Here is a 14,146-nt window from a genome sequence, read left to right as displayed (position 1 = left end):
GAGGTTCATGAATACCTTATTCCAAAATAAACAGGCAATGAATAAAACGAAACAAAAGAAAAGACCCTTCTTCACTATGTGGTCCCTAAAATCTCTGGATTTTAAGGACCGATGCCATGGCCTAAATTATTTCCAAGGCTTCAATAATTCTATACGGCCATGACATCTCCACCACGGAAGAAGACTGACCAAACAAAGGACTTTAAGGGCGTTGTTGAACGGTACTCGATAAATTACAATGGTTTTTTGAGCGATGCAAAAAATGAACAAAACACAAAGTTTTGGGATTAATATGTAATATTGTCCGGTCGAGCAGTCGAGACCTCAATTTAAAAATATAATAGTCAAAAACCTCTCAACTACACCTAGGAGACAGAGCGGTTAAATTTAGATAATTGATATTAAGTTAGTTGAATTTAATTTTGAACTAAACTCAGGTTAAAAAAGGTATTAAAAAAGTTCGCGGACTTGACTTTGTAGTAATTAAATGATGGTAGATTTTCCCAAACCAATATTTTCGTAATTGTAATTGAGGTTTTCATCAGAATCTATAATGTTCCCGGCAATAAAATCACCTACCTGACTGGTGCCATATTTGCTTGAAGCGTTCAAATCCTTGGTAACCACATGTTTTTTCATGGACTTGTCTACTGCTATTACCACGGCAAGAGATTCCTCGTGAAGTCCAAAATGGCTCAGCATCATGGCAGTGGATAATATGGAGGCTACGGGATTGGCAATATTTTTTCCCTCTGCCTGGGGGTAGGAACCGTGAAAAGGCTCAAACATGGCGTGTTCAGTACCAATCGAGGCCGAAGGCAGGAGTCCCTTGGATCCGCAAATGGCACTGCCTTGGTCGGACAAAATGTCGCCGAACATATTATCGGTCAGGATAACATCAAAGTCGTTCGGATCCAACATCATTTTCATGGCAGCATTGTCCACAAACAAAAAATCCAATTGTACTTCTGGATAGCTCTCCGATATTCTGATGACCACTTTTCGCCATAGCCTAGAGGTCTCCAATACATTGGCCTTGTCCACCAATGTCAACTTTTTACGTCTGTTCTTGGCGGCTTTAAAGGCCAAATGGGCAATTCTGCTGATCTCCTTTTCGGAGTATTCACATAGGTCTGAAGCAACTGTTCCGTCCTCACTTAGTTTTTTTTCACCGAAATAGATTCCACCGGTAAGCTCACGATAGATAACGAAATCCGTTCCAAAAATAACGTGTTTTTTTAGAGGTGATTTATTTACCAGGGTTGGAAAAATCTTAACTGGGCGAATATTGGTAAAGAGTTGTAATTCCCTGCGTAATTGAAGTAATCCCTGTTCGGGGCGCACTCTTGCATTGGGATTGTCATCATACTTTAGGGTGCCAATGGTGCCAAAAAGAATAGCATCTGACGCCTTGCAGATATCAATGGTCTCTTTTGGTAGGGGAGAGCCGTATTTGTCCATTGCTACAGCTCCGATCAACCCTTCAGTATAAGTGAAATGATGGTTGAAGGTCTCTTCAACCGCCTGTAAACATTTTACAGACTGGGCCAAGACCTCTGGACCAATGCCATCTCCCCCTAAAAGAGCAATCTTTAGATTCATTTTAAGCTATGCTTTTTATTTTAATGCCGCTGGCAACGATGATATCATGTATATCCTCGTCGAAAATTTCTTTCTGCTTATCCGCGAATTTCAAAAACTCCTGGTAAACTGCATCCAGTTGGGTCTTGGTAAGTTCGTATCCTACATTTTTAGCCCTATAGGCCAACGCTGCCCTACCACTTCTAGCGGTAAGTACAATGGAGGACTCGTTTACCCCAACATCCGCTGGATCTATTATTTCATAGGTCTCCCTATTTTTTATTACTCCGTCCTGATGGATACCCGAACTATGTGCAAATGCATTGGCACCCACTATGGCTTTGTTGGGTTGAACATATACTCCCATTTTTTGGGATACCATCTGACTGGTGTCGTACAACAATTTACTGTTGATGTTGGTATCCAAATTTAGGGTAGGATGCTGCCTTAAGATCATCACCACTTCCTCTAGAGCAGTATTTCCGGCCCGTTCACCAATACCGTTAATGGTACATTCTATCTGTCTGGCACCGTTGATTACCCCAGCTATGGAGTTTGCGGTGGCCAATCCTAGGTCATTATGACAATGACAGGATAAAATAGCCTTGTGAATACCGGTTACGTTTTCCTTTAAATATCTTATTTTGGCCCCGTATTCCTCTGGCAAACAGTAACCAGTGGTATCAGGGATATTCAATACGGTGGCTCCTGCCTTAACTACGGCTTCACAGACCCTTGCCAAAAATTCGTTATCCGTTCTTCCTGCATCCTCGGCATAGAATTCTACATCCTCAACAAAGGTTTTGGCGTAACTTACCGCCTCTATTGCCCGTTCTATAATGGCATCCTTGTTGGAGTTGAACTTGAATTTGATATGCGATTCCGAAGTTCCGATACCTGTATGTATCCTTGGTTTTGTAGCGTATTTTAAAGCTTCCGCAGCGACTTCAATATCTTTCTTAACAGCACGTGTAAGTCCACAAACCGTTGCATTTTTTACAATTTTTGAAATCTCCTGCACAGAATTAAAATCTCCTGGGCTGGAAATTGGAAAACCGGCTTCTATAACATCTACCCCTAAAAGATCCAATCTCTCAGCAATAATTAATTTTTGGTCCGTATCCAATTTACATCCGGGGACTTGCTCTCCATCTCTAAGTGTTGTGTCAAAAATATGTACCTTTTCTTTGCTCATTATATTTACGTAATTTTATGTGCGCTATACGAATATAGTACTAGTAGGTTTTCTAGTCCTAATCGCAAAATGGCATTTACAACGTTAAATAACTTTTTGAAGTATTTAAATCACTGATTATCAATTATATAAACCTTTATTATTACGATGACAAATGCGCATAAAGATGCATTATTCGTTTTGGTCAAATCACTTTCCAAGTCAGAGAAACGACAATTTAAATTGTACGTGGGGCGATTGGGAGTGAATACCGATGCTAAATTTCTTGCCCTTTTTAATTTAATGGATAAAATTAAGGTATATGATGAGAAATTAATTCTGGAAAATGGAATTGTCAAAAAGGCCCAGTTGTCCAATCTTAAGGCCCACCTGTACAAACAGATCTTGGTGAGTCTTAGGTTAAACCCCGTAAATCAGAATATAAGGGTGCAGATCCGGGAGCAATTGGATTTTGCTACCATTCTGTATCAAAAGGGACTATATAAGCAGAGTCTTAAAATATTGGATAAGGCAAAGGCTACCGCCATTGAAAATGAAGAGAAGAACGTTGCCTACGAAATAGTGGAATTTGAGAAGGTGATCGAGACCCAATATATTACCCGTAGCATTCCGGACAGGGCAGATGAACTGGCCGTACAGGCCAAACAACTTTCGGCACAAAATGTAATTACCAGTAAATTATCCAACCTAGCGCTCCAGTTATATGGGCAGATGCTAAAGATAGGCTATGTAAGAAGCGATGACGATATAAAAAGAGTTCAGAAATATTTTCAGAAACACCTCCCCAAGTATAATATTGAAGATCTTGGTTTTAGGGAAAAACTATGGTTGTACAAGGCGCATCTTTGGTACAGTTTTCTGACGCAGGATTTTTTGTCCTGTTATAAATATTCCAGTAAGTGGGTGGATCTTTTTTATGAAAATAAGGAAATGATCTATCTCAATCCTGTATTCTTTTTAAAGGGAAACCATTATTTGTTGGAGTCCCTATTCTATGTAAAATATAGCTCCCAATTCAAGGAAACCTTAGAGAAATTGGAGAAAATTGTGGGGAGTAAGGAATTTCCGGACAATGACAATATAGCGTCCTTGGCATTTTTGTATATCAATTTAAACAAACTCAACCTTCATTTCTTGGAGGGTAATTTTGAAAGGGGCCTTTATTTGGTCAAAATAGTAGAATACGGAATTAATAAACATAAGGATAGGATAGACCAGCATCACGTGATGGTATTGTACTATAAAATAGCCTGTCTTTATTTTGGGGTCGGGGACAACAAAAACTGTATTCAATATTTAAAGAGGATCATCAATAACAAGAACCTCAAGATGCGGGAAGATTTAATGTGCTTTGCCCGTGTATTGAGCCTTATTGCCCATTACGAGGCAGGGATGGACTATCACTTGGAAGTACAGTTGAAAAGTACGTATAAGTTCTTGCTAAAAATGAACGATCTACATGCCGTACAGAAGGAAATGATCAAATTTTTAAGACGTTTGGGAGATATTTTCCCGCACGAGTTGCCCAATGAGTTCCAAAAGCTCTACGACGAATTAAAAAAATACGAAAACCATCCATATGAAAAACGTGCTTTCTTATATTTGGATATTATTTCTTGGTTGGAAAGTCACCTACAAAATAAACCCGTGGCACAAATTATTAAAGAGAAGGCCATGTCCATTACCCGATAAAATTTATTCTTGAAAAGAAAAAGCCTTCACATAAACCATTTGCTGGAGATTAATCTGGCCATGTTATTTATTAGTACTTCCGGAGCACTGGGTAGATATGTCCAATTGCCTGTACCCGTTACTATAGCTAGCAGGGCGGGTTTGGCGTTTATATTTTTGTTACTCTATTGTAAGTGGAAGAAAATATCTTTCCGCATTGCCAAAAAGGATCACCCTATCATTTTTTTGAGCGGTATTTTTATGGGCATTCACTGGCTGACCTATTTTTATGCGCTTCAGCTTTCCAATGTGGCCATAGGTATGTTGTCCATGTTTACTTATCCCATTATTACCGCTTTATTGGAACCACTGATCTTAAAAACACCGTTCCAAAGAATTCATTTTGTATTGGGGCTTTTGGTACTAGGGGGGATTTATTTGTTGGCGCCAGATTTTGATACCGGCAATTCACATATTATCGCCGTGGGTCTGGGTGTTTTTTCGGCACTGGTCTATGCCTTAAGGAATATTATTTTAAAGTCCAGGGCAGCCCATTACAATGGCTCTTTAATGATGACCTACCAAACGGGCATAGTAGGGTTTGTATTGGCTCCGGTATTTTTTATTTATAATGTGGATGCCATTGGCGACCAATGGCCGGCACTGTTAACCTTGGCCCTGTTCACTACCGCTATTGGGCATACCCTATTCCTTAATTGCTTTAAGCACTTTAGTATTACAACGGTGAGTATCCTAAGTAGTGTGCAACCGGTATATGGTATTTTGATAGGGATGGTTTTTCTTTCGGAAATTCCTAGTTGGACCACGGTAATGGGAGGAATACTAATTTTAAGTTCAGTGGTTATAGAGAGTGTACGGTCCTATAAATGACGGACATGAAAATTACAAACAGGCATTCCAAATGCTATCCGCGGGTGGTGGCGCTATAAGTTGTAACAATTCTTTTTTAACGGGATGTATAAAGGACAGACTTCTTGCATGCAGATGTATGCTTCCGTCTTTATTGCTTCTGTCCGCCCCGTATTTTAAATCCCCTTTTATAACACAGCCAATAGCCGCCAATTGCGCCCTAATTTGATGGTGCCGACCAGTTTTTAAATCGATTTCCAATAAAAAATAGCGGTCCAGGTTCTTAATGACCTTATAATCCAAAATGGCTTTTTTACTATCTGGAACTTCCTTAATATGGCCGTATGATTTATTCTGTTTTGGATTTCGTTTCAGCCAATGGGTCAATGTATCCGCTGCTTTATCGGGCATTTTGTTCACCACGGCCCAATAGGTTTTCTTGGCATCTTTTTCAGCAAACAATTTGTTTAGCCTAGGTAGGGCTTTGGAGGTCTTGGCAAAGACCACAATGCCTGTCGTAGGTCTGTCCAAGCGATGTGCTACCCCCAAATAAACGTTGCCCGGTTTGTTGTGTTTGGTTTTTAGATATTGTTTTACCACCTCGCTCAGGGGAGTATCCCCGGTTTTATCGCCCTGCACTATGTCACCCGCCCTTTTATTGATGGCAATAAGGTGATTATCCTCGTATAAAACCTGCAGATTTTCTGGGGTAGAAATTATTTTAATGGACACTTGGGTTCAATTGTTTTTCTGGGTTATATGCCAATCGCGTAATAAAAATGGCTCGCGTTACAAGGGAATAATGCTACTTCGCTGTTTAGTATTGCTCCTCGTCGCTCGGGAAGTCCTTTGTTTTTACATCGTCCACGTATTGGGAAATAGCCTTGCCCATTTCCTCGTATAGGTTGAGGTACCTACGCAAAAACCTTGGATTAAATTCCTGTGTTATACCCAATAGGTCGTGTATTACCAACACCTGTCCATCCACTCCATTTCCAGCGCCAATGCCAATGATGGGAATGGAGACACTTTCCGCGACCTCCTTGGCCAATTTGGCGGGAATTTTTTCAAGAACTATGGCAAAACAACCCATTTTCTCCAAAAGTTTGGCATCTTCAATGAGTTTATGTGCTTCTTCTTCCTCCTTTGCTCGTACTGTATAGGTGCCAAATTTATAAATGGACTGGGGGGTTAGGCCCAAATGTCCCATTACGGGTATGCCAGCATTAAGAATTCTTTTTACAGATTCTTTTATTTCCTGCCCACCTTCAACCTTCACGGCATGGGCCCCACTTTCCTTCATGATCCTGATGGCAGAGCGCAAGGCCTCCTTGGGATCACTCTGATAACTCCCAAAAGGGATATCTACAACTACTAGCGCACGGTTAACCGCACGTATTACAGAAGAGGCATGATATATCATTTGGTCCAAGGTAATGGGCAAGGTGGTTTCATGTCCGGCCATAACATTACTGGCAGAATCGCCCACCAATATGACATCTACATTGGCAGCGTCGACAATTTTCGCCATAGAATAATCATAAGCTGTTAACATGGATATTTTCTCTCCGTTTTTTTTCATATCAACGAGAGATTTTACGGTAACCCTTTTGTATTCTTTTTTGGTAATGGACATCTGGATATTATTTTGGTGGGATAAAAGTAATGATTTGTTATAAAAATTATGAATCTTGTAATGGTTAGTTCCCAATTTTTTATTTTTAGATATATTTATATTTAACAGACAAGACCATATAATATGATTAAAACTAGGATTTTCTTTTCGGTTTTTTGGATTGCAATGGGTATTGTTAATGCCCAGGATAATGGAGAGAAGATGGTCAAAAATACCATTGATTCTTTTTTTGAAGCTTTTCATAAACAGGATTCCACAGCCTTAAAGGAAACCGTTTCCAAGGATATTGTAATACAGACCATCGGAAAAAACGGGGATGGGAGGGAAGTAGTGAAAACTGATAATTTCAGTCATTTTTTAAAATCCATAGTATCTATTCCTTCCACCACCAAATTTGAAGAAAAATTACTGTCTTATTCCATTCAAATTGATGGAGCTATGGCCAATGCATGGACTTCCTATGAATTTTGGGTCAACGGCAGCTTTAGTCATTGTGGTGTAAATTCGTTTCAACTTTTTAACGACCAAGGAGTATGGAAGATTATTTATTTGATAGATACCAGGAGAAAAGAGGGCTGCGATTAATTGGGAATATAAGATTTGGCAACCCATTTTGAGGTGAGCCATAATTATGATCCATGAGGACCCGCGGCAACACTTTATTATAAAACTTTTTCATTTGACTTATACTACAAGGTTCAACGGTGATGATATACCCAGTATTTCTATCTATGGTACTATGAGCTTATGGTAGGAGGCCAAATAATAGGGTAGGAGGTAAAAGGTACCTTCGTGCTCGGCATAGCCATTACCTTCGTTATCATGGAGAACAAAGGCGTCCCTATCCAATCTTACGTGGCCCCGCTCGTCTATTGGCAGCGCATAGGTGTCATTGCCCCAACCCATACCTGTGGCTTGCCCAGGTGTGGGGTCCAATAAGATATCTAGGCGGTGGGTATTGTCCATATCATACCCTATGAGGTCCAAAGGTATTCTTTGTAAGGTCTCTGTCATGTACTGGTTATCCAAACTACTCTTGTAGTACCTATCTATGGAAGCTTTGGCAAATAATGGATTTTCCTTGAACAGTTCTTCTGTCTTAAAAAAGCCTTCGTCCACTTTCTGGGTAAAGAAACCGGCCATGGCACCGTAGAGTCCGTCCCAAAAGGCATTTTTTTGCTTACTGATATGCAACCAGGCATTTTCCAGGGCAATACGGTACATAATTTGTCTTTCAGGATCCTGCTCGTAATTGATGAGGCCATATAGACTCATTAGACCTAGATTATTATCCCATGGCACTGCATTTTCAGGAGGGAAAAATTCTTTGGCATGCATGGCATAGATATCATAATTTTCCTTTTCGCGCAACATTTCGGCCACCTCATCATATTTGGGATCTCCGGTTACATGGGAGGCGACATTTAAAAAGGAAAGCATCATCATAGCATTGAGTCCACGTTGGTCCCAGCCCCATATGGAATTAAAATAATCGGGATCAAAACTCCCCCAACGCGTTGGTTTCCCATCATAGTCTACCAATTTGAAACCATGTTTTATAAGGTGGTCCGTTACATCGGCGACCACTTGTTTAACGGCATCCTTTTCTTCCTTGGTCTCCGCTATCAAATCGTGGTAAATGCCGTAATAAATATAGTGTCCGGCCAATTCGTCCGAGCTGGTATCGCATTTCCATCTATAATTTCCGTCATCGCTTAGGGGAAAACGCGGAAAAATATCTTTCCAGAAAGGGTCGTTTTTCTGATGTCTAGTATTGTATTCCCTACTGTACTGTTCGTTAACGGGTTCATGCCAATCCACAGGAATGATCACCCTTGCCGGAAATCCAGGTTCATGGGTAATGTCTACCAGCCATTTTAGGGCATAGAAACTTCTATTGGCCAATTCCCTGGCCTCGGGATCCTTGGTAATGGCATAACGGAAAGCCTGGGCGGCTCCATACATAGCGGTATACTGCCCATCGTTATCAGAGATGGCAGTTTGACTGGTATTTTTATTGAACTGTTCCGTTAGATGGTTTTGACAAATAAAACCCATCCTATTGTGCCTTTCCTCAACCTGCTTAGTAAAATAGGCTGCTTTTTTGGCATAGGTCATTTCCTGTGAAGTAATTTGTGAAAGGCCTTTTTTTGTAGCGATCCAGGCCGTTCCTTCAGCATCAACGGCAATATCATTTACATGGTTATCCGGTAACCATCTGCGGTTTGCCCTGTAGAAAAATGCATTTTCTTGCACTCTGAAAGCTCCATATTCAGTACCAAACCATACTTGACCTTTTGGGCCGGGCGCTGCACAGTTGAAATTAGTGTAGGGCACCCCTTCTTTACCTGTAAACAGCGTCCATTCCCCCTTCTCCAAGCGGCCTATGCCTTGTTTGGCACCAAACCACAAACGGTCGTGGGTATCTACTGTTAGGGCTGCGACCTCTTTTAGGGCCCAACTATAATTTATGTCCGAGGGAAGCTCCCGCTGCCATTTGTTTTTTCCTTTTTGTACATAAAGTCCATTTTCGCATCCCAAATAGGTGGTGTTTCCATACTTTGTCCAGCTAAGAACCCTTCCGGCCTGAACGGGCAGACCCTTAAAATTAGGTTGGGAAGTAACTGTGTCACCCTTGTTGCTGGAGATCCATTTGGAATCCTTCCATTCATACTGCCCCGAGGAGGTAGTTGCTATTGGGGTATTATCAATTATTGCTATTTGATCTATGCTGCCCTGAGGCAGCCCTACTTGAGAGCCAAGGATATCTGCAACGTCCTGATAAAATGTGATCTCCTGGGCATTGAGGACAAATGAGATATGAAAGATAATGGTTATTGAAAATAGAATTCTCTTCATGTTGGTCTGGTTAAGGTTCAATAACAAATATTTGCATGGTAGGGTTATTCCCTTGATTGTTGACCATTCGGTTGTAGGCTATTTTAAGACCATCGTGGGACCACACTAGATTTTTAGGTGGATTTTGGGAAGGTTTGGTCAAGATGGTACTTTTGCCATCTTCAATTTTAAGGCCTACCAAGGAATTCTGCCATACATAGACCAGCTGGTGTTTTTTAGGATGCCAGCGAACACTGCCTTGTACGTCCGAGTCATGAAATGTACGCTGTATAGCCTCGCCTCCCCAAGGGGAGATGGTGAATATCTGTTTAACGTTATGGTCATCTTTGGCAATATAGGCAAGCATACTTCCTCCAAAAGAGGAACGGACTATACCTTCGCAACCAGGATATTTGCTATTGGCAGTGTAGGTTAATCTCCGTTGACTACTTCCTTTAGGTGGGGCGGGCATGGTGGTTTCAGTGCCTTCAAGGGCAGTGTCTCCCGGGATGGTAATATCTTCTGGTATATCCACGATATAAACCTCATCCACTTGTTCTCCTTTGTCATTAGTAGTAGTGCCGATAAAGGCCCTAGCCCTTTGAGTGGCGCCATCGGATTTTAGATAGCCCGAGTTTCCAACCCAGCTGTCACCGGCCGCCCTACTTATTTCATCGGTACCAGGCGTAGGGTCAGGTACAACTTTTACCACCAGGGCACTGAACCATTCCCCGGAAATATTTTCCCCGTCCTTGGATTCTGTAACGGATACTGGATGATTTTTTTTGGAAACCCCTATAGTTCTAAGGTTATGGGCAATGCCGGTGGAATCTTCGAGCTTTTTCATAATGGCATCGTTATAGGTGTAGCCTATCCATTGGCCGTCACCGCTAAATTCATGTCTGTGGGTTCCTCCCCGTAAAGCTCCTACGGTAAAAGGAAATGAGATATCCCTGGCATCCATAAAAATAGGTTCTCCCGGATGATCATCCTTTATAATTACTCCGGTTCTTCTCCATTGCTCGTAGGGCTTATCCGGGGTGCAATTTAATAGACCGTGAATAAATACCACCTCATTGTTGGTATGGCTATAACTTACCGCCCCCACTCCAGGACCGTAGGCCCTGTTTTGTTTAAGTTCGTATAAAACTACCTTTTCACCTGTTTTGAGATTTATCTTTTCAATTTTGCCATTTGCCCCAATACCACCGTTCTCTGTTCGAGTGTCATAAACCAACCATTCGTCATCTGGGGAAAAATTGTCATTGTTGTCCAAGTCATGGTTATACGACAGATCTTGGGTTATTTGCTTTTCCATTTTATAATTGTCTTGTCCACAAGCGCTAAAAAGTAGGGGTGTCATGAACAGTATTAGCATTGGTTTACTGTCTAAATTTAAATTCATGAGCTTTTTTTTGGTGTCCATGCCTTGTACTTTTTACTTGGGTGGTTAATGTTTAATATTCAATGGTTGGTATTATTGTTGTTGTTGAGGAGCACTGATAACCCCTAAATACCTGCCCATCCAATAGGGGAGTAGCCAGATATCCCCTGCAGAGAATTCCTCTGTACCATTTCGGCCACCATCCAATGTAAACATGTTTGCGTTATGTCTTTGTACACGGCGCTCATCGGGAGGTAATACCTCTGCTGTTGTCTGTTCCCTAAAATTAGGTTCTATAAATGTAATATCTTTTCTATGGCTGTTAATGACTTCCCATGCAACCATATCCATAGGATGTTCCCTAAGGTACCAAGCAGCCTCCTCCAAGTCGAACTCCTGGGTCCCGGTAAGGGCGGTCATAATATTCCAGGCGCCTTCTTTTTCTGGGCGTTCAATTTCCCAATGGTCTATAATGGCTTCCTTAAATTTGGTTTTTAGCGTATCGTTAAAGGCATATTTATATAGGCCCCAATAGCCTACAAAGTACATTTCGTCATCGGAATGGTTCCAGGATTCGGATAGCATTTTGCTCCAATCATCGGCATCGTCCGGAGCCATGGCAACATCTTTCATGGGCCACATAAGATTGTCCAAATACCCGTGGTTGTCCATCAGGTCGAAAGCTTTTTCCTTGTATTTTTCCTTTCCTGTAAAATGATAGGCCGTTTGCAACATGCCAATAATATTGGAAGCGTTTATTTTACGATCTCCTACCATTTTTGGACGGGCATTTACATACTCCGGATTCCATCGGCCCCAGGTAGTGGGTTTTCCATCAAAATCCACCATATACATATCGTTCCTTACTATATGGCTCATAAGGGTATCAATGAGCACAATGGCACGGTCTTTCAGATCGTTGTCCATAAGCTCGACCATGGCGCCATAGGCAAAAATGTGACCAATGGCCTCATCGCTACTGGTAGTGGATTTCCAATCCCATTCAGGATCATCGGTATGTTGCCATCTGTCAGGATCATGTAATTGTTCCTTATACCCACTACGTTCAAAGGATCTGGAAGGAAATCCTGGAACAGGATTAATACTGAACAATCTTTCCATGGCATCCATAGCTTCCCTACAGTTCTGAAGGGCATCTTCGGATTTGGTTACCTCGTATCGGAAAACTTGTCCTGCCAGGTACATGGTAGTCCATAGTCCGTCATTATCCGAGTCGGAAAGACGGCCGGTATCAAAATTACCGTTGTCCATATCCACTAAGGTAGCATTAAATCCCAAACGTATATGTCTATTGCGCACCTGCTTTTCATAATATTGGGCCTTGTCGAAGAGGGTCATTTCCTCATAGACAATTTTTCCAAGGCCGTTATCGGTCAATATTAGGATGGAACCATCCGTACCTTTGGAAATATGTTTTACGTTGTTGCTTGGCAACCAACGTTTTCCATAGTAGTAATTAAATTTGCCATCATCCTTCAGCATAAATGCGCCTTTGGTAGAACCAAACCATAGGTGGTCATCAATAACGGTCACATAGGTGATTTCTGTCCAGGGCAATTTGGTTTTCTTATCCCCAATTTGTTTTCCCGTAGCGGCATCTACTTCGAAATATCCATCCAGGGTGGCAAGTATCACTTTGTTTTCCAAGAGGGCAAGAGAGGTAAAAATACCGCCCTGGAACACTGTATTTAGAGTTTGATCTTTTGGATTGAATGAGGTGACGGATTTTTCTCCCAAGATCCAAAAGGTATTGGTTTTTTGGTCGAATTTGATGCCAATGGCCTTATCCTGGGACAAGGTTCCCTGCCAACCACTGTTATTTTTTGACACATATTGAAGCCCTTCGCCATCGCTGATCAGGAAATCGAAATCGCTTCCCGCTGCAAAGGAATTCGCTTTGGGCAGGTTGTGTTTTAGGTACAGGCTTCCGGCCCAGGCGTTGCTAAGGACTGCCTTGTCATCCAAATACACGAATTGATCTTGATAAGTGGTAATTGCCGAAATATTTTTATCGGTGAGGGGACGGTAGGTTTTATCCCGTAAAAGAACACCGGGATACAGGAATTGCCCATCGTGGGTACGTAAAATTCCGTCCGAAGAGGAAACCTGCACCACCTCATTGCGGTCCATAAAAGCCTCTGCTAACACTTGGTCATCCCCTTGTTTGTTATATTTAATGCTATAATCCTGTAGGTAGGGCACATCCATATAAACAGGTTGGGATGTTGTAGCTGTTTCCCCTTTTGGAGCCTCTGAACAGGATATGGTCGCCAAGATTGTGATCCACAATAAATTTCGAAAACTTTTTCTCATTTCATTACATATAATTGGTTGCAATAATTTTAATGGTCTGTAATGAAATTATTGATATGGTACATATTAAATAAGGTCCTACAGCCTTGTACAAATAAACCTTATTTGTATGGCTTGGACTTCCTATATTTTACATGATTTACATCATATTTTGACTTTATTCTTCATTTCTTTTTGAATTTTGAAATAAAATGTTAGAATAATTGAAATTTTGGTAGAGGCTGAGCATGGAAATTGGTGAGAACTTGTTTATTAATGATGTAGGTATCCGGGAAGTAAATAGATTTTAAGAGCCAAGAGTGGGTAATTTGGAAATGTACCAATGTTTCAATGTTTCAATGTGGTAATGGGTTAATTTGAAAATTTGAAAATGGGTTGGAGTTTAAAGGGATTCGTCATTGCTGGGCGACGAGGCAATCTCTGCAAGGGAACAAGCAGATTGCCGCGCTGCGCCCGCCTGGCGGTGGACTAGCTCGCAATGACGATAAAAAAGCTCCTTCCCTTGGTTAAGGGAAGGTGGATTCATCGCTGATAAGCGAGGGAGACGGAAGGGATTGAAAGCCCGGGCCTTTGGGGAGAAACACACCCCCTGCCTACGGCAGGCAGGCTAACCTCCCGCAAAAACCCACCCCTAGCC

The 14,146-nt window shown here is 41.5% G+C and carries 10 protein-coding genes; 3 read left to right on the top strand and 7 right to left on the bottom strand.

All coding sequences use genetic code 11. The features are described 5' to 3' along the window. Window positions 1-483 precede the first annotated feature (483 nt). Together leuB and MWU84_RS23095 are read right to left on the bottom strand one after the other, a co-directional pair. A complete protein-coding gene (gene leuB, locus MWU84_RS23100; RefSeq protein ID WP_246906336.1) occupies window positions 484-1,602 on the bottom strand; it encodes a 3-isopropylmalate dehydrogenase in 1,119 nt (372 codons plus the stop codon). A gap of 1 nt (window position 1,603) precedes the next feature. Beyond that, entirely contained in the window at window positions 1,604-2,776 is a 1,173-nt protein-coding gene (locus MWU84_RS23095) for a 2-isopropylmalate synthase (protein WP_246906334.1), read from the bottom strand. A 147-nt stretch (window positions 2,777-2,923) separates the two neighbouring features. Here MWU84_RS23095 and MWU84_RS23090 point away from each other — a divergent pair, with 147 nt between their 5' ends. Both MWU84_RS23090 and MWU84_RS23085 read left to right on the top strand, forming a co-directional pair. After that, window positions 2,924-4,468 carry a hypothetical protein gene (locus tag MWU84_RS23090; RefSeq protein WP_246906332.1) on the top strand — a complete coding sequence of 515 codons (1,545 nt, stop codon included), beginning with the start codon at window positions 2,924-2,926 and terminating at the stop codon, window positions 4,466-4,468. A 9-nt stretch (window positions 4,469-4,477) separates the two neighbouring features. Further along, on the top strand, window positions 4,478-5,338 hold the full coding sequence (locus MWU84_RS23085; protein ID WP_246906330.1) for an EamA family transporter: 861 nt from the start codon (window positions 4,478-4,480) through the stop codon (window positions 5,336-5,338). 12 nt (window positions 5,339-5,350) lie between these two features. Here the strand turns inward: MWU84_RS23085 and MWU84_RS23080 are convergent, their stop codons facing one another. Both MWU84_RS23080 and panB read right to left on the bottom strand, forming a co-directional pair. Continuing rightward, entirely contained in the window at window positions 5,351-6,049 is a 699-nt protein-coding gene (locus tag MWU84_RS23080) for an RNA pseudouridine synthase (protein WP_246906328.1), read from the bottom strand. Between the two features lie 85 nt (window positions 6,050-6,134). After that, a complete protein-coding gene (gene panB / locus MWU84_RS23075; RefSeq protein WP_246906326.1) occupies window positions 6,135-6,953 on the bottom strand; it encodes a 3-methyl-2-oxobutanoate hydroxymethyltransferase in 819 nt (272 codons plus the stop codon). Between the two features lie 123 nt (window positions 6,954-7,076). On the opposite strand from panB, the gene MWU84_RS23070 reads away from it, so the two are divergent. Further along, the gene (locus tag MWU84_RS23070) at window positions 7,077-7,538 is read left to right on the top strand and encodes a nuclear transport factor 2 family protein (protein ID WP_246906324.1); all 462 of its coding nucleotides are present in this window, start codon (window positions 7,077-7,079) and stop codon (window positions 7,536-7,538) included. A gap of 144 nt (window positions 7,539-7,682) precedes the next feature. Here MWU84_RS23070 and MWU84_RS23065 read toward each other — a convergent pair whose 3' ends face one another. The 3 genes from MWU84_RS23065 to MWU84_RS23055 all read right to left on the bottom strand — a co-directional run bounded on the left by MWU84_RS23065 (window position 7,683) and on the right by MWU84_RS23055 (window position 13,509). Next, window positions 7,683-9,812, bottom strand: coding sequence for a two-component regulator propeller domain-containing protein (locus tag MWU84_RS23065; protein ID WP_246906322.1), 2,130 nt, complete (start codon window positions 9,810-9,812; stop codon window positions 7,683-7,685). Between the two features lie 10 nt (window positions 9,813-9,822). After that, window positions 9,823-11,196 carry a DUF3748 domain-containing protein gene (locus MWU84_RS23060; protein ID WP_246906320.1) on the bottom strand — a complete coding sequence of 458 codons (1,374 nt, stop codon included), beginning with the start codon at window positions 11,194-11,196 and terminating at the stop codon, window positions 9,823-9,825. A 72-nt stretch (window positions 11,197-11,268) separates the two neighbouring features. Then, window positions 11,269-13,509, bottom strand: a complete 2,241-nt coding sequence (locus MWU84_RS23055; RefSeq protein WP_246906318.1) for a hypothetical protein — start codon at window positions 13,507-13,509, stop codon at window positions 11,269-11,271. Window positions 13,510-14,146: the final 637 nt, after the last annotated feature.

The sequence above is a fragment of the Arenibacter sp. F20364 genome, from assembly GCF_023015905.1.
Lineage (GTDB): Bacteria > Bacteroidota > Bacteroidia > Flavobacteriales > Flavobacteriaceae > Arenibacter.
The sequence above is the reverse complement of the archived record's forward strand: the minus strand, read 5'-3'. Positions and strand labels throughout refer to the sequence as shown.

Excerpts from the sequence above, each read along its gene's own strand:
- panB (WP_246906326.1), bottom strand. The coding sequence starts at position 6,953 with ATGTCCATTACCAAAAAAGAATACAAAAGGGTTACCGTAAAATCTCTC.
- MWU84_RS23060 (WP_246906320.1), bottom strand. The coding sequence starts at position 11,196 with ATGAATTTAAATTTAGACAGTAAACCAATGCTAATACTGTTCATGACA.
- MWU84_RS23095 (WP_246906334.1), bottom strand. The coding sequence starts at position 2,776 with ATGAGCAAAGAAAAGGTACATATTTTTGACACAACACTTAGAGATGGA.
- MWU84_RS23070 (WP_246906324.1), top strand. The coding sequence starts at position 7,077 with ATGATTAAAACTAGGATTTTCTTTTCGGTTTTTTGGATTGCAATGGGT.
- MWU84_RS23065 (WP_246906322.1), bottom strand. The coding sequence starts at position 9,812 with ATGAAGAGAATTCTATTTTCAATAACCATTATCTTTCATATCTCATTT.
- MWU84_RS23055 (WP_246906318.1), bottom strand. The coding sequence starts at position 13,509 with ATGAGAAAAAGTTTTCGAAATTTATTGTGGATCACAATCTTGGCGACC.
- leuB (WP_246906336.1), bottom strand. The coding sequence starts at position 1,602 with ATGAATCTAAAGATTGCTCTTTTAGGGGGAGATGGCATTGGTCCAGAG.
- MWU84_RS23090 (WP_246906332.1), top strand. The coding sequence starts at position 2,924 with ATGACAAATGCGCATAAAGATGCATTATTCGTTTTGGTCAAATCACTT.